The sequence below is a fragment of the Bacteroides sp. AF25-38AC genome (genome assembly GCF_003602995.1).
Lineage (GTDB): Bacteria > Bacteroidota > Bacteroidia > Bacteroidales > Bacteroidaceae > Bacteroides > Bacteroides uniformis.
Map to the genome: position 1 here is coordinate 1 of NZ_QTMD01000043.1, position 25,904 is coordinate 25,904.

23 protein-coding genes, 1 tRNA gene and 1 pseudogene are annotated in these 25,904 nt (G+C 44.8%); 20 read left to right on the top strand and 5 right to left on the bottom strand.

All coding sequences use genetic code 11. From position 1 onward, the window contains the following. Positions 1 to 941 (top strand): RHS repeat domain-containing protein (locus tag DWY55_RS19830; RefSeq protein ID WP_233556174.1); only part of this gene is annotated, 941 nt, incomplete at its 5' end. A 2-nt stretch (positions 942 to 943) separates the two neighbouring features. After that, the gene (locus DWY55_RS21880; protein ID WP_034532644.1) at positions 944 to 1,252 is read left to right on the top strand and encodes a hypothetical protein; all 309 of its coding nucleotides are present in this window, start codon (positions 944 to 946) and stop codon (positions 1,250 to 1,252) included. Positions 1,253 to 1,580: 328 nt separating this feature from the next. Here DWY55_RS21880 and DWY55_RS22640 read toward each other — a convergent pair whose 3' ends face one another. After that, entirely contained in the window at positions 1,581 to 1,808 is a 228-nt protein-coding gene (locus DWY55_RS22640; protein WP_165859530.1) for a hypothetical protein, read from the bottom strand. Here DWY55_RS22640 and DWY55_RS19835 point away from each other — a divergent pair. From DWY55_RS19835 to DWY55_RS19900, 14 genes and pseudogenes are all read left to right on the top strand, one after another. Next, the gene (locus tag DWY55_RS19835; RefSeq protein ID WP_410518133.1) at positions 1,797 to 2,675 is read left to right on the top strand and encodes an RHS repeat-associated core domain-containing protein; all 879 of its coding nucleotides are present in this window, start codon (positions 1,797 to 1,799) and stop codon (positions 2,673 to 2,675) included. The genes DWY55_RS22640 and DWY55_RS19835 overlap by 12 nt on opposite strands. A 3-nt stretch (positions 2,676 to 2,678) precedes the next feature. Beyond that, positions 2,679 to 2,951, top strand: coding sequence for a hypothetical protein (locus DWY55_RS19840; RefSeq protein WP_005834063.1), 273 nt, complete (start codon positions 2,679 to 2,681; stop codon positions 2,949 to 2,951). A 192-nt stretch (positions 2,952 to 3,143) separates the two neighbouring features. Beyond that, positions 3,144 to 3,965, top strand: coding sequence for an RHS repeat-associated core domain-containing protein (locus DWY55_RS19845; RefSeq protein ID WP_008662365.1), 822 nt, complete (start codon positions 3,144 to 3,146; stop codon positions 3,963 to 3,965). 300 nt (positions 3,966 to 4,265) lie between these two features. Then, a complete protein-coding gene (locus DWY55_RS19850; protein ID WP_034532729.1) occupies positions 4,266 to 4,853 on the top strand; it encodes a TIGR00730 family Rossman fold protein in 588 nt (195 codons plus the stop codon). After that, positions 4,850 to 5,581, top strand: a complete 732-nt coding sequence (locus DWY55_RS19855) for a DUF4271 domain-containing protein (protein ID WP_087333161.1) — start codon at positions 4,850 to 4,852, stop codon at positions 5,579 to 5,581. The genes DWY55_RS19850 and DWY55_RS19855 overlap by 4 nt, the downstream gene beginning before the upstream one ends. Positions 5,582 to 5,585: 4 nt before the next feature. Then, positions 5,586 to 6,338: a uroporphyrinogen-III synthase gene (locus DWY55_RS19860; RefSeq protein WP_005834069.1), complete on the top strand. Its 753-nt coding sequence runs from the start codon at positions 5,586 to 5,588 to the stop codon at positions 6,336 to 6,338. 191 nt (positions 6,339 to 6,529) lie between these two features. Further along, positions 6,530 to 6,946 (top strand): ribonuclease P protein component, encoded by a 417-nt coding sequence (gene rnpA / locus DWY55_RS19865; protein WP_022400586.1) that lies wholly within the window; start codon positions 6,530 to 6,532, stop codon positions 6,944 to 6,946. After that, positions 6,943 to 7,164: a membrane protein insertion efficiency factor YidD gene (gene yidD / locus DWY55_RS19870; RefSeq protein WP_005831056.1), complete on the top strand. Its 222-nt coding sequence runs from the start codon at positions 6,943 to 6,945 to the stop codon at positions 7,162 to 7,164. Before rnpA ends, yidD begins: the two co-directional genes overlap by 4 nt. Beyond that, positions 7,161 to 7,826, top strand: a complete 666-nt coding sequence (locus DWY55_RS19875; protein WP_087333162.1) for a TatD family hydrolase — start codon at positions 7,161 to 7,163, stop codon at positions 7,824 to 7,826. Before yidD ends, DWY55_RS19875 begins: the two co-directional genes overlap by 4 nt. 107 nt (positions 7,827 to 7,933) lie before the next feature. Further along, complete coding sequence (tyrS, locus tag DWY55_RS19880; RefSeq protein WP_005831052.1) at positions 7,934 to 9,226, top strand: tyrosine--tRNA ligase; 1,293 nt, start codon at positions 7,934 to 7,936, stop codon at positions 9,224 to 9,226. 124 nt (positions 9,227 to 9,350) lie between these two features. Further along, positions 9,351 to 9,421 (top strand) — tRNA-Gln (locus DWY55_RS19885). Positions 9,422 to 9,674: 253 nt separating this feature from the next. After that, positions 9,675 to 9,809: pseudogene (locus tag DWY55_RS19890) on the top strand (5-keto-4-deoxyuronate isomerase); the annotation flags it as partial. A gap of 56 nt (positions 9,810 to 9,865) precedes the next feature. After that, complete coding sequence (locus DWY55_RS19895; RefSeq protein ID WP_005831048.1) at positions 9,866 to 10,669, top strand: gluconate 5-dehydrogenase; 804 nt, start codon at positions 9,866 to 9,868, stop codon at positions 10,667 to 10,669. 174 nt (positions 10,670 to 10,843) lie between these two features. Further along, complete coding sequence (locus DWY55_RS19900; protein WP_005838041.1) at positions 10,844 to 12,076, top strand: DUF4861 domain-containing protein; 1,233 nt, start codon at positions 10,844 to 10,846, stop codon at positions 12,074 to 12,076. 78 nt (positions 12,077 to 12,154) lie between these two features. On the opposite strand, the gene DWY55_RS19905 is transcribed toward DWY55_RS19900, so the two are convergent. Both DWY55_RS19905 and DWY55_RS19910 read right to left on the bottom strand, forming a co-directional pair. Then, on the bottom strand, positions 12,155 to 12,787 hold the full coding sequence (locus DWY55_RS19905; protein ID WP_025832309.1) for a response regulator: 633 nt from the start codon (positions 12,785 to 12,787) through the stop codon (positions 12,155 to 12,157). Further along, entirely contained in the window at positions 12,784 to 14,673 is a 1,890-nt protein-coding gene (locus DWY55_RS19910; RefSeq protein ID WP_120178292.1) for an ATP-binding protein, read from the bottom strand. The genes DWY55_RS19905 and DWY55_RS19910 overlap by 4 nt, the downstream gene beginning before the upstream one ends. A 321-nt stretch (positions 14,674 to 14,994) precedes the next feature. On the opposite strand from DWY55_RS19910, the gene DWY55_RS19920 reads away from it, so the two are divergent. Beyond that, positions 14,995 to 15,891, top strand: a complete 897-nt coding sequence (locus DWY55_RS19920; protein ID WP_005831035.1) for a DUF4595 domain-containing protein — start codon at positions 14,995 to 14,997, stop codon at positions 15,889 to 15,891. A gap of 143 nt (positions 15,892 to 16,034) precedes the next feature. Here DWY55_RS19920 and DWY55_RS19925 read toward each other — a convergent pair whose 3' ends face one another. Both DWY55_RS19925 and DWY55_RS19930 read right to left on the bottom strand, forming a co-directional pair. Then, entirely contained in the window at positions 16,035 to 16,691 is a 657-nt protein-coding gene (locus tag DWY55_RS19925; protein ID WP_005831030.1) for a polysaccharide deacetylase family protein, read from the bottom strand. A gap of 134 nt (positions 16,692 to 16,825) precedes the next feature. After that, positions 16,826 to 20,170 carry a DUF2723 domain-containing protein gene (locus DWY55_RS19930; RefSeq protein WP_117878865.1) on the bottom strand — a complete coding sequence of 1,115 codons (3,345 nt, stop codon included), beginning with the start codon at positions 20,168 to 20,170 and terminating at the stop codon, positions 16,826 to 16,828. A 419-nt stretch (positions 20,171 to 20,589) separates the two neighbouring features. Here DWY55_RS19930 and DWY55_RS19935 point away from each other — a divergent pair, with 419 nt between their 5' ends. The 3 genes from DWY55_RS19935 (at position 20,590) to DWY55_RS19945 (ending at position 25,744) form a co-directional block, all read left to right on the top strand. Continuing rightward, a complete protein-coding gene (locus DWY55_RS19935; RefSeq protein ID WP_008662391.1) occupies positions 20,590 to 21,861 on the top strand; it encodes an ATP-binding protein in 1,272 nt (423 codons plus the stop codon). A gap of 826 nt (positions 21,862 to 22,687) precedes the next feature. Next, a complete protein-coding gene (locus tag DWY55_RS19940; RefSeq protein ID WP_120178294.1) occupies positions 22,688 to 25,267 on the top strand; it encodes a leucine-rich repeat protein in 2,580 nt (859 codons plus the stop codon). A 21-nt stretch (positions 25,268 to 25,288) separates the two neighbouring features. Beyond that, positions 25,289 to 25,744, top strand: coding sequence for a hypothetical protein (locus DWY55_RS19945; RefSeq protein ID WP_227239123.1), 456 nt, complete (start codon positions 25,289 to 25,291; stop codon positions 25,742 to 25,744). Positions 25,745 to 25,904: the final 160 nt, after the last annotated feature.

Sequence of the window (25,904 nt, forward strand, 5' to 3'; positions counted from 1 at the left end):
ACGTGGTCTATGAGAACGGTGTTCAGAAGTTGCTGCTGACTGATGAGGGTTATGTTACTCTGAGTGACAGCAAGTATCACTATTACTTGAAAGACCATCAGGGTAACAACCGGGTAGTCATCAACCAGAGCGGCACGGTAGAGGAGACGAACCATTACTATCCATTCGGAGGGGTGTTTGCCAATACAGGCAATACCCAGCCTTACAAGTACAACGGTAAGGAGTTTGATGGTAAGAAGGGGGTGAATCTGTATGACTACGGTGCAAGGCATTATGATGCGGCGCTGGGAAGGTTTACGACGGTGGATTCGCTGGCTGAGAAGCATTATTCAGAAAGTTTGTATACTTATTGTTATAGTAATCCTATAAATTGTATAGAACCTAACGGGAAAGATGGTATTTATATTGCTTTCCCCGATTATAAAATATCAACTCCTATTGGTAAGATTGGAAATTTAGGTCATGCTGGAGTGTTGCTAATTGATAATAAAACAGGAGTGACTAAATATTATGAATATGGCAGATATGATAAAGAGGGGAAAGGAATTGTCAGAACATTCGCTGTTCCAGATGTAAAAATGGGGCAAGATAAAAAGCCTACATTGGAATCATTAAATAAAACCTTATCAGTAATATCTGAACAAGCAGGACATGGCGGGAGAATAGAAGGAGCATATATTGAAAGTGATAAATTTAAAGAAATGAAAACTTATGCAGAATCAAAAATAGCAGAGAACTCTAATCCAAAGAGAAAAGAGTATTCATTAAGGAATAATAATTGTGGAACTTTTGCAGCTGATGTTTTGAAACAAGATCCATCTGTAAAAGATAAGGCACCAGTAATTATAGATTCAAGGCCTAATAGCATAGTTAAAGAGTATCAAAATAGTTTTAAGTCACTAAATTATGATCCTAAAAAGAGACAAGTTAAAATTGAATAGATATGGAAAGTCAAAGTATATCCTTAGGAGATTTATTTTCAGTTGAATTATTTGTAGGATCAATAACATTTGTTTTAGGAACGGTTGTGTTCTTATTATTATTGTTGAAATTGAGGCTTAATCTTAAAACGACATTATTATATTGTTGTCTGCAATTGGTACTTGCTGTCTCTCTTTCTACTATTTTCTTTATGTTTTGGCGTTTTAATTTTGATATAATGATAGGTTTTCTATATTTGCCAGGTGTACTCTCTGAGGTTTTTATAATGCTTTTATTCTATTTTATATTAAAACAAAGAACAAATAATTGAATAATATTTCTATAACAATTTTATTACAGCGGATGTAGATATCCGCTGTTTTTTTATAGGGTGCTCACTATAATGGAAATATTGGCGCCAAGTGGGGTAATGAAGGTCTAATGGTAAAATTAATTTAAATGCTAACACTACCTATGATAATACTACAATCATTGGTACAGACACTAACCGTTTCCGCGAGAATGTGACGACTTCTGCCTACAATGATGGCTTCCAGTTCAAAGATGGTGTGAAGCAGGCAAACGAATACACCTACGATTCCAATGGAAATTTAACTAAAGATTTAAACAAGGGAATTAGTACAATTACCTATAATGTATTAAATTTGCCCAATATGGTCACGTTCAGTGACGGTAGTACGATTGCCTAAACTTATGGTGCCGACGGCACAAAGCTGAAAACTGTCCATAAGACAGGCAGCACCACCACCACGACGGACTATTGCGGAAACGTGGTCTATGAGAACGGTGTTCAGAAGTTGCTTCTTACCGAAGAAGGTTATGTCACACTGAGTGACGGCAAGTATCATTACTACTTGAAAGACCATCAGGGAAATAACCGGGTTGTGATTAACCAAAGCGGCACGGTAGAAGAAGCGAACCATTACTATCCCTTCGGTGGTGTGTTTGCAAGCTCAGGCAATGTGCAGCCTTACAAGTATAACGGCAAGGAGTATGACTCGAAGAAAGGTTTGAACTGGTATGATTATGGTGCAAGGCATTATGATGCGGTATTGGGTAGGTTTACGACGAATGACAGATTTGCCGAGAAATATTATTCGATGTCTCCGTATCAGTATGGGGCGAATAGTCCGGTTGGGAATATTGATGTGAATGGAGATAGTATTAGAGTTTACACTGAAACTCAGTCCTTTGGTCACACGTGGATTAGTGTTGGTGAAGGATCTAATATGACTGTTTATAGCTACGGACGATACAATGGGACTAACAAAGGACCAGATAGAAGCTCTAATTCTTTAGGAAACGGTTCCGGTGTTCTTTTAAAGTTAATGGGGGATGAAGCAAAAGCTTACAATGACAAAAAAGCAGCTGGCGGAATGTCTGTATTTGTAGTAACAGATGTGGCAGATGAAAAAGTTGCTAATATTTTAGACGAAAAGTTTAATATGTCAACTACAATGCCAGATAATCCTAAAAGTGATTATTATAACAGTTCTTCTGCTCGTATTATTGATGAATATAAGCTGACAAGTAATAATTGTACAACAATGGTATCTGATGTATTGAATAAAAGCGGGTCAAATGCTCTGAAAGAGACAAGGCTACAACAAACAAGCAATTTTGGAACATGGACTACTATTCCTATTGTCAACAGATTTATTCTTCCAATATCAATGCAGAATCATTTAGTGAGAATATCCAAACCTGGAGGTGTAGTTTATAAAACAAGATAGATTATGAAATGGCTTAGAATTGTGTTTGTTGCCACATCAATAATTCTTTCATTAGTAATTGTATGCGCAATTATTAATTGTGAAATTAGTTATAAATATGAGATTGAAAATCGATGTGGGGATAAAATTGATATCTTATGGGTTGAGGAGTGGCTAAAAGAAACGATTAAAGTGTGGAAGTTTTTTCTATGCTATGTAATCATTAATATCTTTTATTTAATAGCTTCTCTTGTCAATAGCCGTAAATCTTCAAAAGAAAAATGCAGTTTATCATAAACAAACGCAGTCTCTTTTGTATTGATAATTAGGGCGTCTTGACCTGATATGAATTGACTATTTTATCGCTATCTTAACATCAGATATCTTATATCTTGCATGTTAGGATAGCTTTTTTCTTTCTAATACTGATACGGCGGCCTTAACCGTCTGACTGCTTTCACCCACGGCGCAGGCCGCTATACAGAAAAGGTGACCGGTTACGACAAGAACGACAATGTCCTGTCTTCGCAGTGCTACGGGCAGACCTCCGCATCAGTCTACGCCCTAATCATTCTTACGGGCAATCTGCTGAATCATGTGGACGATACCGCTACGACTTCTGCTTACAACAATGGCTTCGAGTTCAAGGACGGTGTTAAGCAGGCGAACGAGTACGTTTATGATGCGAACGGCAATTTGACCAAAGATTTAAACAAGGGAATTAGCAATATTACGTATAATGTATTAAATTTGCCAACGGGCGTCACTTTTGCTTCCGGCGGTTTCATACAGTATGGCTATACTGCCGACGGCATCAAGCGGCGCATGATGTATAAGGAGGCAGATGGTTCGGGCAATCCGGTTCCTACTGTGTATTGCGGCAATGTGGTCTATGAAAACGGTGTTGCCAGGCTTCTTCTTACGGAAGAGGGGTATGTTACGCTTTCGGACAAGAAGTACCACTATTACCTGCAGGACCATCAGGGAAACAACCGCGTAGTCCTCAGTTCCAGCGGTGCTGTTGAGGAAGCGAACCATTACTATCCCTTCGGTGGTGTGTTTGCAAGCTCAGGCAATGTGCAGCCTTACAAGTATAACGGCAAGGAGTACGATGGCAAGAAGGGGTTGAATCTGTATGATTATGGGGCACGCATGTATGATGCTGCGCTGGGAAGGTTTACGACGGTGGACCCTTCTGCTGAAAATTACTTCAATACAAGTCTCTATGCTTATTGCGGGAATAATCCTATTAATCGGATTGACCTTGACGGATTACTTTTGGCTCGAATATTGATATATAAGGTCCTCTGATTCAATAAAGTGAACGATTCCCTGCTTTCATCACTATATGTCAACAGGGAATTTTACCTTTTATATAAGGCTACACCCTTTCCCTGACATGGTGTAGCCATTTACCCCAAAGGGTGTAGCTATCCGGGGCAAAGGGTGTAGCCCTGTTTAATGTGCCTTATCAGTGCCTGCGGCACACATAATCCGTTATTGATTTATGAAAAATCCCCACGTCGTAAGTGGGAAGAAAGAAATTTGTTTCAAATCTCCCCGAAATCATGTACCTTTGTGGCGGTACCTAAAAAAGGAGGTAACAAGATGATGAACAAGATAAATTCCGTATGCGTATATTGTGCTTCGAGCACAAAGATAGATTCCGTTTATTTCGATGCAGCCCGTGAGCTGGGCACTCTGCTGGGGCAGCGGCAAATTCGCCTGATTAATGGTGCGGGAAATATGGGACTGATGTCCGCTGTGTCCGATGCGGCACTCCGGGCAGGGGGAGAGGTGACGGGCGTCATTCCCCGCTTCATGGTGGAGCAGGGATGGCATCACACCGGACTTACCCAACTCGTGGAAGTGGAAAGCATGCACCAGCGGAAAAAGACAATGGCCGACCTGAGCGATGCCGTCATCGCCCTGCCCGGTGGTTGCGGCACCCTGGAAGAACTGCTGGAAATCATCACTTGGAAGCAACTCGGACTGTATCTGAACCCGATTGTGATACTGAATGTCAAGAACTATTTCGACCCTCTGCTCGATATGCTCCGGCAGGCGGTGGACGAAAACTTCATGCGCGTGCAGCACGGTGCCATCTGGCATGTGGCGCAGACACCGCAGGAAGCCGTGGAACTGATATATACCACTCCCTTGTGGGACGCCTCCATCCGTAAATTCGCTGCAATATGATAGGGCTGTTGATGGCTTGGGCAGTAGTGGGGACGGAGGGGATTCCTATTCCATATTCTCCGAGAATGGACGATGGCATCACCGTGGTCCTTTTGTGCTGTTTCTTTCTGTCGGCCTATGTCTTGTCACGCAGCCGCAAGTTCCTGCTGCAGCTGGTGAAGGATTTCCTGCTTCATCGCGAACGTACCAGCATATTTGCCACTTCCACAGCCGCCGATATGCGCTATCTGCTGTTGCTCATCCTGCAAACCTGCATCCTTGTGGGTGTCTGTATCTTCAGCTACTTCAATGATATACAGCCGGAATTGGTACACCATGTGCCGCCGGGATTTCTGCTGGGGATTTACATCGGTGTGTGTCTCCTCTATTTGTGCTTGAAGTGGATGCTCTACTCTTTTCTGGGTTGGATTTTTTTTGACGAAAGTGTTACAACGCTATGGCTTGAGTCCTATTCTACGCTACTTTATTACTTGGGATTCGCCCTTTTCCCGTTTGCCCTGTTCGTAGTCTATTTTGATTTGAGTTTGCAGCTGACGATAATAATCGGATTGGTTTTAGCCTTTTTTGCTAAAATATTGATGTTATACAAGTGGTTAAAGCTTTTTTGTAACAATTTATATGGCGGTTTGCTTTTAATTGTGTACTTTTGTGCCCTTGAAATCATGCCTTGTTTTGTGTTATATCAAGGCGTGACGCAGCTAAACGATTATTTGATAATAAAATTTTAGGACGTTGAAAATTAAGAAAGTACTTGTGTCGCAGCCGAAACCGGCATCAGAGAAATCTCCTTACTACGACATCGCCGAGAAGTATGGTGTGAAAATAGATTTTCGCCCATTTATCAAAGTGGAGAGCCTTTCAGCGAAAGAGTTCAGACAACAGAAAATTTCGGTCTTGGATCATACTGCCGTTATTTTTACTTCGCGTCATGCTATTGATCATTTCTTCCACTTGTGTACAGAATTGCGTGTGACAATTCCCGAAACAATGAAGTATTTCTGCGTGACGGAGGCCGTTGCTCTGTATATCCAAAAGTATGTGCAGTATCGTAAGCGTAAGATTTTCTTCGGAAACACCGGGAAGATTGACGATTTGATACCTTCCATTGTTAAGCATAAGACTGAAAAGTACTTGGTACCAATGTCGGATGTACACAATGATGACGTGAAGAATCTGCTGGATAAGAATAAGATTCAGCACACGGAAGCTGTCATGTACCGTACTGTCAGCAATGACTTTGCTGCAGATGAGGCTTTTGATTATGACATGCTGGTGTTCTTCAGTCCGGCAGGCATCAGTGCCTTGAAGAAGAATTTCCCTGATTTTGACCAGAAGGAAATCAAGATCGGAACATTCGGCTCTACCACTGCCCAGGCAGTCCGTGATGCCGGACTTCGTCTTGACCTGGAAGCTCCCAGCGTGCAGGCACCCTCAATGACGGCGGCGCTTGACATGTTTATCAAGGAGAATAATAAAGGAAAGTAAAAAGAGTTATGAGTTATAAGTTATGAGTGATTTGCTTATAGCTTGTAGGCATAACAATGGATTTATAAAATTGAGCTACAAGTGGTTGTGCTTTTATGTTGCCAGGTACTTGTAGCTCATTTTTGTATCGCCCCATAACTTATCACTCATAACTCATCACCCATCACTCATAACTTATAACTCATCACCCCATGCCAAATACCTTGCGTAAGTCCGAACGGTTGGACAAGAAGAAAGTGATAGAGAAGATGTTTGCGGGCGGCTCACGCTCGTTTTCGGTTTTCCCTTTGCGTGTGGTGTATCTGCCGGTGGAGGAGCTGGAGGCACCCGTTTCCATTCTTGTAAGTGTTTCGAAACGCCGTTTCAAGCGGGCGGTGAAGCGCAACCGCGTGAAACGCCAGATACGTGAAGCCTACCGCATGAACAAACACGGACTGCTGGCCGTGCTGACGGAAAAAAAGTGCCGTCTGGCCGTGGCCTTCATCTATCTTTCGGATCAGTTGGTAGACTCTTCTGTCATTGAGGACCGTATGAAGACAGCTTTGGCACGCATTGCCGAGAAGGTAGCGGCAAATGCTGAAGCTGAGCAAACTCCGCAGGTGTCATGAAGCGTCTGCTTTCATATCTGCTGCTGCTTCCCATCTATTTCTATCAGAAGTGCATATCGCCCATGATAGGGCCTTCATGCCGTTTTACCCCCACTTGTTCGCAATATGCGGTGGAGGCCATCAAGAAACACGGACCTTTCAAGGGGTTTTGTCTGGCAGTCAGGCGCATTCTGCGCTGCCATCCCTGGGGAGGTTCCGGATATGATCCCGTTCCATGAATATTCCAGTTGACATCCATACACACCGGCTTCCGCAAGTACCCGGAACTGCCATTGCAAATTGCTATCCCGAAACGTTCTCTCCACAGAGCGGCGGATGGTATTCGGTGGGGATACATCCCTGGCATATAGGTTGGAGTGGAGGTGAACACTCAGGAGTTGAAGGTGCTGTGGCTAGCAGGGTGTGCGGCCTGGAGGAGTTAGTGCGCCATCCCCAAGTACTTACCGTGGGCGAAGCCGGGCTGGACAAGCTGGCAGATGCTCCGATGGATTTGCAGGTGGAAGTGTTCAGGTGCCAGGCATGTTTGGCAGAGGAAGTGGGAAAGCCGCTGGTGATTCATCTGGTGAAGGCGGTCGATGAACTGCTGAAGGTGAAGCGGGACTTGCGCCCGTCGAATCCGTGGATAATACATGGTTTCCGTGGCAAGGCAGCGCTGGCGGAGGAATATCTGAAACATGGCTTTTATCTTTCATTCGGGGAGAAATACCAGGAAGCAGCCTTGTGCCGGGTACCTGCCGACCGGCTGTTCATCGAAACGGATGAAAGCGAAGTTTCCATCGGGGAATTGTATGCACGCGCTGCCGAAGTGCGCGGCATCTCTCCCGAGGAGCTTGGAGAAACACTTCGGAGAAATGTCTGCAAAGTCTTTTTTAAACCCTAAGAGTTGTTTCTTCGAATAAAGAGTCGTATTTTTGCGCAGATTAAAATAGGAATCAAACAATTCATAGATAATCACTTAAATAATTAATCAGATAACTTAATCATTCGATGAATTTTGTAGAAGAATTAAGATGGCGTGGCATGCTCCACGATATGATGCCGGGTACGGAAGAACTTTTGGCTAAGGAACAAGTGACTGCATACATTGGTTTCGACCCTACTGCGGACTCTTTGCACATCGGGCACCTTTGCAGTGTGATGATTTTGCGTCACTTCCAGCGTTGCGGACACAAGCCGTTGGCACTGATTGGCGGTGCTACGGGTATGATTGGTGACCCTTCCGGAAAGTCTGCCGAACGCAATCTGCTTACGGAAGAGACGTTGCAGCGCAACCTGGCCGGTATGAAGGCCCAGCTCTCCAAGTTCCTGGATTTTGATTCGGATGCCCCCAACCGTGCCGAGTTGGTGAACAACTACGATTGGATGAAGAACTTCACTTTCCTCGATTTTGCCCGTGAAGTGGGTAAGCACATCACCGTAAACTATATGATGGCGAAAGATTCTGTAAAGAAGCGCCTGAACGGTGAGGCACGTGACGGTCTTTCCTTCACGGAATTCACCTACCAGCTGTTGCAGGGGTACGACTTCCTTCATCTGTATGAAACCAAAGGCTGCAAGCTCCAGATGGGTGGCAGCGACCAGTGGGGTAACATCACCACCGGTGCCGAACTGATTCGCCGTACGAACGGTGGGGAGGTATTTGCACTGACCAGCCCGCTGATTACGAAGGCCGACGGTGGTAAGTTCGGCAAGACAGAGTCCGGAAACATCTGGCTCGACCCGCGCTACACTTCTCCATATAAGTTCTACCAGTTCTGGCTGAACGTGAGCGACGAGGATGCCAAACGCTACATCAAGATATTCACCGCACTGTCCAAGGAAGAGATTGACGCTCTGACGGCCGAGCACGACGCTGCTCCCCACTTGCGCGTCCTTCAGAAGTGTCTGGCGAAGGAAGTGACTATCATGGTTCACTCCGAAGAGGACTACAATGCCGCCGTGGATGCATCCAACATCTTGTTTGGCAATGCAACTTCGGATGCACTGAAGAAGTTGGACGAAGATACGCTGCTGGCTGTGTTCGAGGGTGTTCCCCAGTTCGAAATATCCCGTGATGCACTGGCTGCCGGTGTGAAGGCGGTGGATTTGTTCGTGGATAATGCTGCTGTATTCGCTTCCAAGGGCGAGATGCGTAAGCTGGTGCAAGGCGGTGGCGTTTCTCTGAATAAGGAGAAACTGGCTGCTTTCGACCAGGTGATTACGACAGCCGATCTGCTGGACGAAAAATACCTGCTGGTACAGCGCGGCAAGAAGAATTACTATCTGATTATCGCCAAATAGCGGTATCCTAAAGAGAAGTAATTAAGGAAATAATGCTTCGGCAGTAAAATTAGCCCCGAAATATTTGGATATTTCGGGGCTTCCTTTTATCTTTGCACCGCTTTTTAACAGAAAGCCCTATGTTTGGACTATGGTGTAATGGTAGCACAACAGGTTTTGGTTCTGTTTGTCCAGGTTCGAATCCTGGTAGTCCAACTACGATGCAGCTAATTGCAGCTAAAAACCCACTAAAATCGCAAGTTTTAGTGGGTTTTTTTGTTATTCTTTCCCCCTCTTGTTGGCACTATAGGTATAGATTTTTTCTTTTTACGAATCTTTGAACGATATTGCTATATAATTGACACAAATTTATACGGTTTCTCCATTTTCTTTTGTTACATTTGCATCGTGTACGCAAACGATGTGTATTTGATGGCTGAAGTTATAACCTATTAAATGTAGTGCAATCATGAAAACGAACTATGAAATTCGCTATGCTGAGCATCCCGATGATGTGAAAAGCTACGATACGAAAAGCATTCGCTGCGATTTCCTTATAGGGAAGGCATTCTCCCAAAATAAAGTTTCCATTGAGTATAAACTACTTGCAAATCGTACATAAATAGAATATCACTTATTTAAACTTAATAATTTAACGTTATGAATCCGTATTTGAATTTTTCTTTGGAAGGTAAAGTAGCCCTTGTTACAGGTGCTTCTTATGGTATCGGTTTTGCTATCGCTTCAGCTTTTGCAGAGCAAGGAGCAACTATCTGTTTCAACGATATCAACCAGGAGTTGGTAGACAAAGGCTTGGCTGCCTATACTGAAAAGGGTATCAAGGCACGCGGTTATGTATGTGATGTGACAGATGAACCTGCTGTTCAGGCCATGGTAGCCCAGATTGAAAAGGAAGTAGGCTCTGTTGATATCCTCGTAAACAATGCCGGCATCATCCGCCGTGTTCCTATGCACGAGATGGAGGCTGCTGACTTCCGTCGTGTAATCGATATCGACCTCAATGCTCCGTTCATCGTATCAAAGGCTGTTCTGCCTGCCATGATGAAGAAGGGCCACGGTAAAATTATCAATATCTGCTCTATGATGTCCGAACTGGGTCGTGAGACTGTGTCGGCCTATGCCGCTGCCAAGGGTGGCTTGAAGATGCTGACTCGCAACATCTGCTCTGAATATGGTGAATATAACATCCAATGTAACGGTATCGGTCCGGGTTACATCGCTACCCCGCAGACTGCTCCGCTGCGTGAAAAGCAGGCCGACGGTAGCCGTCACCCGTTCGACTCGTTCATCTGCGCCAAGACTCCGGCAGGCCGCTGGCTGGCTCCGGAAGAACTTACCGGTCCGGCAGTGTTCCTGGCATCGGAAGCCTCTAATGCGGTAAACGGTCACATCCTCTATGTAGACGGAGGTATCTTGGCTTATATCGGAAAGCAACCGAAATAAATTTAAGGATAATTGAGAAGGTGATAAAGTGGCAGGATAATGTCACTTGTCACCTTTTTCTTTTGGGCGCGGATTACGCGGATTTCGCGGAAAGGATAAGGAAAATCCGTATAATCCGCGAAATCCGCGCCTAAAAGAAAGTTATACAACTGATTAGGAAAAAGCAATGATTATATGAGAAACTTTCTTTTATTATGTATGGCGGCCCTCTGCTGTCTTGCTTGCAACGATAGCAAGATAGTGACTGTTACGGTAACCAATCCGTTAGCGATGGACCGTTCCGATGAGATGGTAGAGGTGTCCATGACCGAAATCTCAAACCTTCTGAATCTGGCAGACACCGCACAGATTGTGGTTCTGAATGTCGAAGGGGAGCAGGTGCCTTACCAAGTGACCTACGATGACAAATTAATCTTCCCTGCGACGGTAGCTGCCAATGCATCGGCTGCATATACCGTCCAGGCCGGTACTCCCGTCGATGTGGAGGTAAGGGCTTGTGGGCGGCAGTATCCCGAACGTCTGGACGACATGGCCTGGGAGAACGACTTGGTAGGCTTCCGTGCCTACGGTCCTGCATTGCAGGCAAGGGGTGAACGCGGTTTCGGCTACGACTTGTTTACGAAGCGAGGCACTGCTGCACCGGTACTGGAAGACATGTATGCCAAGGAACTGGATGCAGACTCCTGGAAGCAGGTTAATGAATTGCGCAAGACAGACCCGAAGGCAGCCGATGAGCTGGTACGCACATTCTCCTATCATATAGACCACGGTTATGGCATGGACTGCTATGCAGTAGGTCCAACATTGGGAGCCGGAGTGTCTGCATTGATGGTGAATGATACCATTATCTATCCGTGGTGCTACAAGACGCAGGAGGTGCTGGACAACGGTCCGTTGCGCTTCACCGTGAAGCTGGAGTTCAATCCGTTGGCTGTGAAAGGGGATACTGCGGTGGTGGAAACACGTCTGATTACGCTGGATGCCGGTTCTCATCTGAACCGTACTGCCGTTTCGTATAGCAATCTAAAGGAATCTTTGCCCATTGTTACCGGTATTGTGCTGCACGAACCGGACGGTGCTGTGGTGGCTGATGCCGCCGGTGGCTATATGACGTATGTAGACCCCACTACCGGACCGGATAATGGTAAGATATTTATGGGGGCCGCTTTCCCTGCCGTTGTGAAGGAAGCTAAAACCGTGCTTTTCCCCATAGAGGAGAAGAAGATGCGTAACAATGCGGACGGTCATGTACTGGTTGTCAGCGACTATGAGCCGGGCGCTGACTACGTGTATTACTGGGGCTTTGCCTGGGACCGCGCGGACATCAAGACTGCTGAAGCCTGGAACCGATACATGGCTGATTTTGCACAGAAGGTGCGCAATCCGATGACGGTGAGTATCCGCTAAGTTGATTTTCTTCCTTTTCAGACGGAGAAGATTGAGAAGTTGGAGGTTTGTAACTGTCCGGACGAATGACAAATGTTCTCAGAATAAGCTCTTCCCCTTGTAGACAAGTTCTGCAACGTTTTTGGCCTCCAGTTTTTCCATCAGGCGCTTCCGGTAAGTCTGTATTGTATTGATGCTGAGAAATAGTAATTGGGATATTTCAGAAGTGCTCAGTCCTTGCGAGAGATAGGCGAGCACTTCTTTTTCACGTCTCGACAATTCGGGAAGTGCATATGGTAGGGTGTTTTGTTTTTCCTTGTCCAGTTCGCTGAAAACATTGCTGAAGTATCTGGTTCCGTTTTTCAGTGTACTGATGGCGTCTCTCAATTCGCTGGTGCTGGCATTTTTTGAAACAGCTCCGTTGATGTTTAGGGTGGATAATTTGGCTATGATCCAAGGTTCTTCATGCATGGTATAGATTAAAATGCCGCATTCGGGTATCTGGCTGTGAAGGTGGGATATGAGTTGGAATCCATTCATATCCGGTAGTTCAAGGTCAATGATGCAAAGGTCGAATCTCTCTTTGAGGGTCAGTTGTTCCACGTCTTTTGCACAAGTGGCTCCTTTGCACGTCACTCCTTCGAGTTGCGAGGCCAATGCGATGATGCCTTCAGCAACAATCGGGTGGTCATCTATTACCAGTATTCTGTATGTTTCTTTGTTTGGTTTCATTCGTTTATGTTAAGCAGTAGGGTGAAAACGTTGTTTTCTGTTGACGAGCATACATTGGCGGTAGCGTTGATGGCTTTGATACGGTCGTTTACGGTGCGCAATCCTATGCCGTCATTGTTGTTTGTTGCTGTTTGTTGCTTGTTTGCATTCTTACCGTTGTCTGTAATTTGCAGGGTATATTTATTTTCATTGTCGGCACGGAGACTGATGACTATATGACTGGCTGAGGCATGTTTCACGATGTTCATGGTGAGTTCTTGTACGATGCGGTACAGCTCATAAGCGGTTTCATTGGGAAGATGGCGTGATGCGTTGTTCTCCGTTGGATGATAGCTGACCTCTATGCCGGTGTTCTCGGTCAGTTTGGCAGCATAACGGTCGAGTATCTGGTCTAGACTGAGATGCTCGAATTCGGGAGGCATCAGTTCGTGTGAGATATTCCGCACGTTGTTTCTCAGTTTGCTGACGAGTGAGGCCAGTTCCTGCTCATTCCCTTTGCCGGCAGAAGTTTCTATCTTCATTTGCAGCCCCAGCAGGTCGTTGGCTATGCCGTCATGCAGTTCCTTGGCAAAATATTTGCATTCCTCTTCCAACCCTTCAATGTAACGGCGTGCCGAGTTCAGTTCGTTTTCTTGCTTTAGCAGTTCAATCTTCTTTTCGGCTATTCGTTTCTTGTGGCGGAGCGTCAACAAAGTAATGAGAGCAAGACCGGACAGAAGGGCTACAGCAATGGAGGCTTTTAGCAGGAAGGCTTGGTGTTCCAGTTGTTCTTGTTGCAGGTGGGCTATCTCCAATTCCTTTTCTTGTGTGTGATATTTCACGTTGAATTCTGCCATTTGTTGCGTCAGATTGTGCTGTGCCAGCGTATCAGTCCACATGCGGGCACTATCCATATAGGTGTAGGCCAGTTTGGGGTTTCCCAAGGCATCGTAGCATCGTGCCATTTGTGTAAATAATGTTTTGGGCTCGGTACCGGTTTTCCGGTTACGCAGCCAGTGGAAGTCCTTCAAGGCGCGGGCATAGTTTTTGCGGTTTGTTTCGGTGGCTGCCCTCGATTGTATGAATCCTATGGCAGCGATGGAGTTGGATGGTACCCGTTGTAGTAGTTTGTTCCCCAATTTCAAGTAGTGGTCTATGGAATCGGGTTGTTCTTTTCGTTCAAAGAGTCTCAGCATGCCGGGCAGGCAGCGTATCTTCCATAAGTCTTCGTTTCCCTCTCCGTGGCAGGCAATGTTCCAGGCTTTGCGGTTGGATTTTTCAGCATCATCCAGCTTGTTCAGCTCAGCCTTTATGGTTGCCCTGATTTGCCAGGTGGTGAAAGCTACGAATGGGTCTTCGGTTCTGGCGGCATGTTCGGTGGCCATGTCGGTATACTTTTCAGCTTCGTCCAGCTGCCTGATATTGAAGTATAGGATGGACACATTGTTGCAGATGTGGGCTATCCAGCTTTCGTCCCCATATTGCAAGGCACTGTCCAGTGCTTTATTGTAATAGTAGAGTGTAGAGTCATTCATTTGGTGCTGACGGTAGAGGAGTCCCAAATCGTTGTATACGCTGATGTGCTTTTCCAAATCATTTATCTGCGGCAGGTAGGGGAGCACATTTTTTTTCATGGCAAAGGCTTCTTCTGTCTTTCCCACATAGACCAGCAGTGTGGCTTGTTCGTTCAGCAAGATGGGATACATGAAGGAGTGCTTTACGTTCCGGGTGGCAAAGGCGCTGTCGAAGCTACGTTGCGCTTCATCGTAGTGTCCTTCTTCCATGAGATTGGCTGCCCGGTTGTAGAAGTGTGCCAACAGAGTGTCTGTTGGTATTTCTCCGGCGTGAAGCAGGATAGTGGTTAAAGAAAAGAGGAGTGATAATAGCTTAGTATGGCGTACCCTCATATCGGTATATTTTAGTGGAATTCAATCTGTGCTTAGTTGTTGCAAATATACGTCTTATTCATTTTGCTTTTTATTGGAGATGCTGAATTTTTTCTGTATGTGGCTGAAAAATCACCTTTTTCAGTGACAAGGAGTGAAAGGAAAAGTTTATTACTTTGCAAAAAATATTAAGCTTTGTCTGGGAATGATAAATGGCCAAAAGTATCTGTCCGGGTTTGAATGGCAGAGTCTTGTTGTCGTGAGATACGGACGGCATTCCTTATACTTTTGTTATTATGGATTTTCCTTAGAGGGATGGGGATAAAACAAGATTTGTAACTTATGAAAATGTTTAAAATGATGGCTGCCTCCATGTTGGGTGTGGCGTTGTGCTTGGGATTCACTGCTTGCAGTGACGATGACGAAAATGAGAATGGTGAGGGTGGCGAAAACACCGCCACTGTGGTCAATCCTTCGCAAGTGTTTACGGGAGGGCTTCCGAAGTCGGTTTCGGGCATGGCGATTTCTCACAATGAAGAAGGGCTGGTGACGAACATTACAACTGAGGATGGGGATAAAGCCGTCTTTGAGTACTTTCCCGCTACTACAAAGGCAGATGTTGCAAAGGACCGAGCAAGAATCACCGTGACGGATGAAGAGGGCGATGTTACAGAACTGAACTTGCAGCTCAACAGCGATGGTTATGTGGAATTTTGCAACTCAATAGACCACGCTGGTACTCCCGATGCCGATGAGTTTACTTGGGAGATGGAATACGACACTGAAGGCCATCTGGTTGTAATGAAACGCTCTGAAAGCGATGGTGAAATAACGAACATCACCTATAAGGATGGAGATGTGGTGAAGACTTCCACACGTTATGTAGCTAGTGGGGATCTCAATGGTGACGGAATTATCGACAGCAATGACGAGTGGGAGTATAGTGCTGCCATAGACTATACGACGGATAATATAACAGCTCCTATCGAGAATAAGGGCTGCCTGATGTTGTTTGATGAAATACTGGATGTGGATATGGACGAGATGATATATGCCTATTATGGAGGCATGCTTGGTAAGGCTACGAAACATCTGCCGCTTGTAGGGCATTATACATACAATGGCGAGGACTCTGTGTCCGATATGTATTTTACATGGACATTGAATTCCGACAGTTATCCTACGGAACTGGTTGTAAAAGACCAGTGGGATGAATACAGATGTACATTTACTTGGTAATTATAAAACATCTGTTTATTCTTGTGGAACAGGACATGAGCCTATAAAATGTAAGGGGTTGCCTTTTGCCGAGACAACCCCTTCTTATTTTATGTGGAATTTATTGTGACAGCAGATGTTGGTAACTTTCTGCTGTTTCAAGTTTATAATACTTTGAATTCATATCCCTCTTCCTTCAGGAAGTCAATGGCGCGCGGCAATGCGTACTGCAGGTTTCCGTTGCACCAGGATTTCAAGGAATCGTGGAAGGTGATGATGGAGCCGTTGCGGGCGTAGCGCATCACGTTGGCTAGCACTTGCGGACCGCGCAGCTTCTTGCTGTAGTCGCGGGTCACGAGGTCCCACATCACAATCTTGTAGGTTCGTTTCAGCGTGAGATACTGGTTGGCGAACATATGGCCGTGGGGAGGGCGGAACAAGAGAGGGTAGAGAACCTTCTCCACATTGCAATTGATGTCCCCACCCATTTCCATGAAAATCTTCGCCTGTTCGGTATTTCCCAGATAATTCTTGGCCGTGTATTCAAATCCACGGATATGGTTGAAGGTGTGGTTACCGATGCGGTGCCCACGCTCAACGACCATCCGGAATTCGTCCGGATGCTTCCGTATGTTGTCACCTACCATGAAGAAGGTGGCTTTGATGTTGTGCTTATCCAGCAGGTCGAGCACCCAGGGAGTTACTTCGGGGATAGGGCCATCGTCGAAAGTCAGATAAACGGCTTTTTCATTGGGGTCCATCCTCCAGACTGCACCGGGATATAGTTTGCGAAAAAACTCAGGAGGTTGTTCTATAAACACGTGATTAAGGATTAAGGGATTAGGGATTTTAAGGATTAGGGATTTTAAGGATTAGGGGTTAAGGATTAGGGGTTAATGATTAGTGATGAACTGCACAGGCTAATCCCTAATCCTTTAATCCCTAATCCTTATTCTCACTCCTTCATTCTGTCCACATACATATTATACAGTTCTTCCACCTTCGGCTCGTAGATTTCGGCGAGCTTGGAGTTGTACTTCTTCATGGCCTTCACCTCGGCATCGAGTACAGCCCAGTGGTATTCAAATTCACGGGTAGAAATCATGAAGCGGTTGTCGTCCAGGCTCAGATACCAGGTCAGGTACTCTACAGCCTTGTCAGCAAGGGCTTTCATCATCTCGTCCGCCTTGGCGGTTTCGCCCAGTTGGTAGTAGGCTTCCGCCATCTGTACGGCACCGTTCTGCCAGTCGTAAGGCACGTTGTAGGCGGGAATCATCTTTTCGGCATAGTCCAGGGCGGCTTTTGCCTTGTCTTTCTTGCCCTCACGCATCAGCTGCTGCACGAGTTGGGAGAAGATGCGACGGTGAGAGTGACACATGCGCATGGCGTTCTCGTCGATATAGATGCCCGGCTTGTCGATGCCACCGAACTTGAACTTGTTCATCAGGTTGTCGTACATCTTTTCGGAGTCTATTGTCACGCCCGTCTTACTGGTGTCGAACGGAGTGAAACGATAGGCAAGACCTTCCTGAACGAAGTGGTTCTCCATGTTCAGCTGGTTCTCCCTGCCTACGCTGACAGCGATATAGATGGGGCGTTCCCAGTTGGCCTCGCTCAGCATTTCGAGCATCATCAACTCGCTCTTGTAGAGGGCGCGTTTGCCTTTCAGCGAAATGTGCATGTAGTCGGGGATTGAGTCGCCCGGTATCATCATGCCGCTGCGGCGCACGGCTTCCTTGTCTACCTTGATGACAATGCTGTCGGTAGGAATCACCTTCAAGTCCTGATTCTTGTTGCGCACCCAGTTCTTGAGGATATTCTTTAGCTCATACGGGTTGTCACCGAATTCTTTCTTTACATTGACCAGTGCTTCGGGATTACCGTCCAGTGCCTGCTTCTCGGCTTCGGCATAGAGCTGGTCGATGCTTTTCTTGTACTCAGGCTGGATGGGGACGTATTCGTTGGTGCCTTCTACGTACTCCATTCGGTCCCACGTGATGGGGAGAGAAGGACTGTCGTAGGCGGGGCGCTTCATCTGGTCGATGTACCAATCGGTCTGCAGGTACGAGAGGTTGCAGGTGCGGGCGTCGGTACGGAAACCTTCGGTCTCCTGGTTGTACCAGAGGGGGAAGGTATCGTTGTCACCGTTGGTATAGATAATCGGATTGCCGCTTTCTTGCAGGGACATCAGGTAGTTCTGGCCGAAGTCGCGTGCCATGTAGCGGTCGCTGCGGTCGTGGTCGTCCCAAGTCTGGCTTGCCATCTGCACGGGGACAAAGAGGCAGGCTACGGAAACGATGGCGGCAGCAGGCAGTTCCTTCATCTTGGCATAGTCTTGAAGCAGACGGACGAGTCCTGCCACACCCATACCAATCCAGATGGCGAAGGCGTAGAACGAACCGGCGTAGGCATAGTCACGTTCGCGCGGTTGGCTCGGAGTCTGGTTCAGGTAGAGCACGATGGCAATACCGGTCATGAAGAAGAGGAAGAAGACCACCCAGAATTGCTGGATGCCTTTCTGTCCACGGTAGGCTTGCCATAGCAGGCCGATGATACCCAGCAGCAGGGGCAGGCAGTAGAATACGTTGTGTCCCTTGTTGTCTTTCAGTTCCTGAGGCAAGAGGCTCTGGTCGCCCACCAGCCAGTTGTCGATGAACGGGATACCGGTAATCCAGTTGCCGTGTTCAATTTCTCCGCTGCCTTGTATGTCGTTCTGGCGTCCGGCGAAGTTCCACATGAAGTAGCGCCAGTACATCCAGTTGAGCTGGTAGGAGAAGAAGAACTTGATGTTTTCCCACTGTGTGGGCATGTTTACCATAATCATGTTGCCGCATTTGTCATAGGGCACATCGTAACCCTTGATGTCCTGCCAGGCATGGTATTGTTGTGTATGGGCACTGCTGTACATACGCGGGAACAGCATGTTCTGGGCGTATTCGTACTCAATGCGTCCGGGGATTTCGATGTACGAATCCTTTTCGTCGGGTGTAGCTTTCTCCTTGCGGATGAACTTCGTGCCGTTGTACTTGATGCGCGGTTCGCAGTAACCGTCTTTCACGTCCAGCGCCACTTGCGAGGAGAAGGCAGGGCCATAGAACAACGGGCGTGTGCCATACTGCTCGCGTCCCAGGTATTCGCCCAGTGTGAAGATGTCCTCCGGAGAGTTCTGGTCCATCGGCGTGTTGGCGGTGGAGCGGATGACGATAAGTGCATACGAGGAATATCCGATGACAATCATCATGGTGCAGAGCAGCGAGGTGTTCAGCGTGCGTGCCGATACGCGGAATTTCTCTTTGACGGCTGCCTGCGTCTTCGGACGGAGGTAGAGCCACAATGCGGCAATGACAATGACACCGATAACTACCGAGCTGGTACCGTGTCCGTAGAACGGGATACCCAGCATGGCGATAGTGAGTATGAACGAGAGTGCCATACGTGCCTTGTTGCGTTCGGTATAGCTTTCGTAGATACCCCAGATGAGGCAGGCTGCCAACAGGATGATATATACGATGACACCCGTGTTGAAGGACATGCCCAGCGTGTTGACGAAGAGCAGTTCGAACCAGCCGCCCACTTTCACGATACCCGGCACGATGCCGTAGAGTACGGCTGCTACCAGTATGCCCGAAGCGAGCAATGCCAGCAGGGAACCTTTTGCGTTGGCATTGGGCACCTTCTTGTAGTAATACACCAGTACGATGGCGGGCAGGCAGAGCAGGTTCAGCAAGTGCACGCCGATACTCAGACCGGTCAGGTAGGCGATAAGAATCAGCCAGCGGTCACTGTGAGGCTCGTTGGCAACGTCCTCCCATTTCAGTATGAGCCAGAATACGACGGCAGTGAACAGTGAGGAGAAGGCATACACCTCGCCTTCCACAGCGCTGAACCAGAAGGTATCGCTGAACGTGTAGGCAAGTGCGCCCACCAGACCGCTACCCATGATGGTGACCATCTGTCCGCGTGTGATATTGTTTTCGTCTGTCACCACAAGTTTGCGTACCAGGTGCGTGATGCTCCAGAAAAGGAACAGGATACATGCGCCGCTCATCAGCGCGCTCATGTAGTTCACCATCTTGGCAACGGTGGAGGCATCGGAAGCAAATTGTGAGAATAGGTTGGCTACCAGCATGAAGAACGGTGCGCCGGGCGGGTGTCCTACTTCCAGCTTATAGCCGGTGGTGATGAACTCCGGGCAGTCCCAAAAGCTTGCAGTAGGTTCGATGGTCATGCAGTAGACCGTCGCTGCAATGAGGAAGGTAATCCAGCCTACAAGGTTGTTTACGGTTTTGTACTGTTTCATTCGGATGAAATTCGTTATTATTCAGTTTTGTTTTTTACAAGCTGTTTTGCCATCGCTTAGTCAACGTATTGGCATATATGGGCGCAAATATAATGATTTCGCTTCTAAATAGGTGACAATAAGCAGCATTATTAGGATAGGTTAAGGGATTTGCTGCATCTATAGATGCAGCACGGTGGAAGTATAGATGCAGCGCGGTGGAAGTATAGATGCAATAATGATGATTCTATAGAGGGAATATCCGGCCGATAAAGGGGGATGCGGAAAGGAAGTATCCTCCTTGCTTGTCTAAATGAATCTTTCGTTTATAATCGAAATTCTTGCCTTTTTTGCAAACTTTTTAGGTTATGGACGAAAGAATTGATGGAAATGTCCGTTTATAACCGAAAATTGTTATCTTTGCAACTAAAGTTTAGGTTATGGACGAAAGAATGGATATACTTAGGAAGTACAATCTCTGGACAGAAGGAGATTTTGACTTCGGTTTCATGCGGGTAGCTTATACCGGCAGAATCATGGACTACGTAGGTAATCGTCTTGTAAAGGTGCTTATCGGTCAGCGGCGTACCGGAAAAAGTTATGTGTTGAGACAGATAGCAAGGGAACTGATAAGAAACGGTGTCCCTCCGCAGAACACCTTGTTCATCAACCGGGAACTGAGCGACTTTGCTTTCTTGAAGATTCACAAGGATTTGGAAGAGTTGGTGGCGCTTTATAAAAGCGAACTGCACCCTCAGGGAAGGATATATATTTTCATCGACGAAGTGCAGCTCATCGAAGAATGGGAAAAGTCGGTCAATTCTTATTCGCAGGACTATACCGAGGAGTACGAGCTCTTTATCAGTGGCTCCAACTCACGGATGCTGTCCGGTGAGCTTGCCACGCTGCTTTCCGGGCGATACGTCCAATTTCCGATATATCCCTTCAGCTATCAGGAGTATACAGAGATAAGGCATCTGGAACAGAACCGTGAGAGCTATATGGGCTATATGAATACGGGCGGAATCCCGGAACTTTTTGTCTTGCCCGAAAAGCAGGAGGTGCAGCGCAATTACTTGTCTGCCTTGAAGGACACCATCTTGCTGAAGGACATCATCCAACGCTACAGCATACGTGACCCCCGACTGCTTGAGGACCTTTTTGCGTTTCTTGTAGGCAATGCCTCTAATTTAGTGTCCATCGGCAACATCGTGAACTATTTCAAGAGCCAGGGCCGGAAGACGAGCTATGATGCTGTGGCTGCCTACATAGGCTATATCGAAGACTCGTTCTTGGCGTATCGTTGTGAACGCTTTGACTTGCGCGGAAAGGAAATACTGTCCGGTACGGCGAAATATTACATCAACGACCTTGCCTTTAAGAATTTCCTCTATCCCGGAACAGCCTATGGTGTGGGTTATAAACTGGAGAATCTTGTCTATCTGGAGTTACTCAGGGCAGGCTATGATGTCTATACCGGATGTGCCAAAGAGAAGGAAGTGGATTTCGTGGCACGGAAAGGCGACCGCACGGTTTATCTGCAATCCACTTATATGTTGGTTGACGAGCAGACGATGCGTCGTGAGTATGCTTCGTTGGAGTCGATACAAGATAATTATGAGAAACTGGTTGTTTCGCTTGATGATTTCTGTCTGCCATCCAATGAAGGAATACGGCATGTGTGGGCGTGGGAACTGCATGGGTTGTTATAAAAGGTGCTGAAAGGCAGTAATATCCTTATATTTTTGACAAAAAGTAATGTTTCTGTAGATTTCTCCGCCGCACATGGTTGGGCAGAAGGACGAATTTAGGATATATTGTGGATATTGGGGTCATAAAGATGCGTTCTTCTTGCATATTCTTCCGCTTTTGTAGGGCTTTTATGCAGAAATTGGCTACACCTTTAAGCTAAAAGGGTGATTGCTTTTTACTAAAAGGGGTATTGCGTTTTAGTAAAACGGTTACTCTGTTTTAGTAAAACGTTCTTTTGCTTTTGCATTTTCGGTGTATCAGGGCTTTCGGAGGTGTGATTTCGATTTATTGGAAGGACGTTCGTTTTGGTATAATGCTTATAACTTGACACTTATGGATTTTCGCTCTCGTATTTCTTTCTGTGTGGATAATCGGTCGGAAATACGGGATTCTCGTGCGATAGAAAATACAAAGTGTCAGAATGACAAAATCATATTTATCTTCTGTAGGTATCAGCCTTAAAAATACTTTCCAATCTTTTTCTTGTTTTCATTCTTTATCGTTAAATTTGCCATCGAAGCAAGGAAGTGTCCTTAGCTTCAATGTTTTGTGAAATGATATTGTAAGAAGCGTTGTGCTTCATTCTTGTCTTTGAGAACCTAGGAAATTTTCAAGATACACAAGAATGGTACAGACGATTCCTACGCTGGTTTCGGCGTGGGTCTGCTGTTTGTTCATTTGTGTATCGGGTTTTCCTAGGACCTTCAAAGACGATGAATAGCACGCAGTTCCACGCTGTCTTTTTTTATATTCTCGGAGGAACGCGAGGACTAATACTATCTGGTTATGATTCTATTTAAAGTGAATTCTAAAAGTTCCATCTATGTGCGTTTGTTGTACTCAATGGCAGTCTTGTGCCTGTTGACCGCTTTGAGCAGTTGTTCGGATGATGATGCTCCGGCAGAGATTATCCCTAACCCTGATAGTGAGATTTACTTTACTAAAAGCTTGGATTTCACTTCGGATAGTGGCGAAGCGATTCTTTCTTTTACAACCAATAAAGATTGGTCGATAAATGTTTCACAGTCAGGCGGTGATGTCAGCTGGTGTACGGTGTTCCCCAATAAGGGAAAAGCCGGAGAAAACCAAGTCTTAGTTAAAGTAATAAGAAATGAAGGAGTCGATGACCGTAACGTGGTATTGAACTTGGCAGCCGGTGATTTGACTAAGAGTATCGTAGTAACGCAGAAACAGAAAGATGCCATCACTCTGACTACTGCAAAGTTTGAAGTAGATAAGAACGGAGGAGAAATCCAGGTGGAGGTAAAGGCAAATGTTACTTATGAAGTTGTTATTCCAGAGCAATATCAAAGCTGGATACGTGAAGGTTCTGGCTCCGGGCAAATAATTATGGGCGACAAAGGACATAATCAAATGCACGAATCTGCTACAAGAACTGACATGGATAGAACTATGCGGAAGTTTTACATCAGCAAGAGCGAGGAATATGACAAGCGCGAAGGAGAAATCATCTTCCGAAGCGGTGAATTGGAGGAAGTCTTGAAGGTGTATCAGACAGGAGGAGGCATTTTATTGTTGACTAAGAATGAATATACCGTTTCTGATAAAGGAGAACAAATTACCGTAGAACTGAATAGCAATTTTGACTTTGATGTGAAAATGCCGCAGGTAGATTGGATTACCACAACCGTAACGAGAAGTGTTTCCAGCCATACGCTTTATTATACGATTGCCTCGAATGAAACTTATGACAAGAGGGAGGCCGAAATTATCTATTATGATAGGAATGATAAATCTGTGGCAGATACGTTGAAGATTGTCCAGGTGCAGAAAGATGCGATATTGTTGTCGCAAAAGGAATACGATATTACAGCAAAAGGAGAGACTATAGAAATATCAGTAGAAACTAATGTCAATTATAATATACATATTGATGAAGAAAACTCTCAATGGATAAAGTTAGTGCAAAATGTAGTAACTAAAAGTTTTAAACAAGATAGGCTCTTTTTTCATATTGAAGAAAATTCAGAAGTAAAATCTAGAGTTGGGAACATTGTTTTTACTTCTATAGAGAGTACTTTAGCTGATACTATTCGGATTATTCAAGAAGCAAAACAAATAGAAGAAAAACATGTTAAGGTGTATGTTGAAAAAGCAGGTACACTAAAGAAATTATTAAATGTGGAGGCGAACTTAATAACTCATCTGGAGATAAGTGGTTTTATAAATGGTACTGATTTGCGTCTTATTCGCGAGATGGCTGGAATAGATTATTACGGAAATCCAACATTAGGGCAATTAAGAGAATTGGATATTGCTCAAGCTACTATCTGTTCGGGTGGAACAAATTATTCTCAATATGGTAGTAGTGTAAATATAGATAATATAATTCCTGGAGGTTGTTTTTCTCACACTAATCTCATTTCTATATATTTACCTTTTAATACAAAGAAAATAGAAGCTCAAGCATTTTTCTTTTCAGAAAAATTAGAAAATATTTCCATTCCAGATGACTGTAGAAGTATTGGTTGGGAATCTTTTAGCGCATGCGGTTTGATTTCTGTAAATATACCTAGGAACGTTTCTTTTATTGATAAATTGGCATTCAATCGCTGTTATAAATTGGTTTCAATCAATGTTGATTCAGAGAATCGTTGGTATGCTTCGATAGATGGTATGCTGTGTGATAAAAAGCAGGAAACCTTAATCTATTATCCTGCCGCAGGAAAGAAAATTATTAATATACCTAATACAGTAAAAGAAATAAATGAATATGCTTTTTATGATTGTATTTATCAAGAGAAATTAAATATTCCATCAGAAACAGTCACTATACCGTATGGGATATTTAAATTTCTATCTGGATTATCATTTATTGATGTAGATGTAAATAGTGCTTGTTTTACGTCAATAGATGGTGTGCTATATGATAAAAGTGTGTCTGAATTAATAGCATGTCCAAGATTAAAAGATGAAATAACTATACCTGATGGTATTCAGACTATAAGTCCATTTGCTTTTTATTCTTGTCAAAATTTGAGGGTTATTAATATGCCGAATTCCATTACAATGTTAGGAGAGGCAGGATTTTGGGGATGTAATAGTTTGACTGATATTAATTTTTCAGATAATATTACTTTTATAGATGATAATGCATTTTGGGAATGTACTAGTTTGACTTCTATGCTTTTGCCCAAAAGTATTGCTGGTATTGGCGACAATGCTTTTACCGGTTGTACAAATCTTACGAAAATATATATAAATAGAGAGGAGCCTCCTTTTATTGAAAAGAGAACTTTTTATAGGACAAATGGTGAACTTGTTATATATGTACCTAAAGGATGTAAAGAACGTTATAAGAATAGTGAAACATGGAGAACTTTAAATATTATAGAAATGGAATGAAGAATTAGAAAAAGAATTTGTATGGAAATAGCATCTTTAGTAATTTCTATTTTGTCTATAGTCATATCAGCAATTGTTGCTGGAATCCCATTTTATCGTAAATATATAGAAAAGAAAACAAAAATAGCATTGATTGCTTGTGATGGAATAATCAGGGATGATATGATACGTATTGTGGTTACCTATGTAAATAAGAACTGGCAAAATGCAGTAATAATCAATAGCCATATTAATCTTTACCATCCTAAGTTACTAAATGAGTTTACGAAAGTGAATCATGCATATAGTTGTAAGTCATTTAATCCGGTTGTGATAACGGAGAAAATGCATGCCTCTATTGAACTTGAATATTCTTTATCAGAGTTGAAAGAAGTGGATTTGGAGAATGCAGATGTATATGTATATGTACATACTGAATATATAGATTCTCAAGGCCAGAGGCTGTTTGATAATCATAGGATAGAAACCTGTGCATGAGTGGAATAAGTACTAAGATGGTCTTAATAGAGTCTACTATGTATGAGTTACAAGGAAGAAGCATTTTAATGTCTATGAAACTTTAGTTGTTGGCGTGAGCAGGTTGTGTAAATTAAACTGTGTCATGCTCTATTCTCATTCAATCTCATCGGTCGGGGAA

What these genes read in the sequence shown, in the direction of transcription:
- DWY55_RS19840 (WP_005834063.1), top strand. Translation starts at nt 2,679, where the DNA reads ATGAAATGGCTTAGAATTGTGTTTGTTGCCACATCAATAATTCTTTCA.
- DWY55_RS19875 (WP_087333162.1), top strand. Translation starts at nt 7,161, where the DNA reads ATGAATATTCCAGTTGACATCCATACACACCGGCTTCCGCAAGTACCC.
- tyrS (WP_005831052.1), top strand. Translation starts at nt 7,934, where the DNA reads ATGAATTTTGTAGAAGAATTAAGATGGCGTGGCATGCTCCACGATATG.
- DWY55_RS19855 (WP_087333161.1), top strand. Translation starts at nt 4,850, where the DNA reads ATGATAGGGCTGTTGATGGCTTGGGCAGTAGTGGGGACGGAGGGGATT.
- DWY55_RS19935 (WP_008662391.1), top strand. Translation starts at nt 20,590, where the DNA reads ATGGACGAAAGAATGGATATACTTAGGAAGTACAATCTCTGGACAGAA.
- DWY55_RS22640 (WP_165859530.1), bottom strand. Translation starts at nt 1,808, where the DNA reads ATGGTCTTTCAAGTAGTAATGATACTTGCCGTCACTCAGTGTGACATA.
- rnpA (WP_022400586.1), top strand. Translation starts at nt 6,530, where the DNA reads ATGCCAAATACCTTGCGTAAGTCCGAACGGTTGGACAAGAAGAAAGTG.
- yidD (WP_005831056.1), top strand. Translation starts at nt 6,943, where the DNA reads ATGAAGCGTCTGCTTTCATATCTGCTGCTGCTTCCCATCTATTTCTAT.
- DWY55_RS19895 (WP_005831048.1), top strand. Translation starts at nt 9,866, where the DNA reads ATGAATCCGTATTTGAATTTTTCTTTGGAAGGTAAAGTAGCCCTTGTT.
- DWY55_RS19930 (WP_117878865.1), bottom strand. Translation starts at nt 20,170, where the DNA reads ATGAAACAGTACAAAACCGTAAACAACCTTGTAGGCTGGATTACCTTC.
- DWY55_RS21880 (WP_034532644.1), top strand. Translation starts at nt 944, where the DNA reads ATGGAAAGTCAAAGTATATCCTTAGGAGATTTATTTTCAGTTGAATTA.
- DWY55_RS19905 (WP_025832309.1), bottom strand. Translation starts at nt 12,787, where the DNA reads ATGAAACCAAACAAAGAAACATACAGAATACTGGTAATAGATGACCAC.
- DWY55_RS19920 (WP_005831035.1), top strand. Translation starts at nt 14,995, where the DNA reads ATGAAAATGTTTAAAATGATGGCTGCCTCCATGTTGGGTGTGGCGTTG.
- DWY55_RS19850 (WP_034532729.1), top strand. Translation starts at nt 4,266, where the DNA reads ATGAACAAGATAAATTCCGTATGCGTATATTGTGCTTCGAGCACAAAG.
- DWY55_RS19945 (WP_227239123.1), top strand. Translation starts at nt 25,289, where the DNA reads ATGGAAATAGCATCTTTAGTAATTTCTATTTTGTCTATAGTCATATCA.
- DWY55_RS19940 (WP_120178294.1), top strand. Translation starts at nt 22,688, where the DNA reads ATGATTCTATTTAAAGTGAATTCTAAAAGTTCCATCTATGTGCGTTTG.
- DWY55_RS19910 (WP_120178292.1), bottom strand. Translation starts at nt 14,673, where the DNA reads ATGAGGGTACGCCATACTAAGCTATTATCACTCCTCTTTTCTTTAACC.
- DWY55_RS19900 (WP_005838041.1), top strand. Translation starts at nt 10,844, where the DNA reads ATGAGAAACTTTCTTTTATTATGTATGGCGGCCCTCTGCTGTCTTGCT.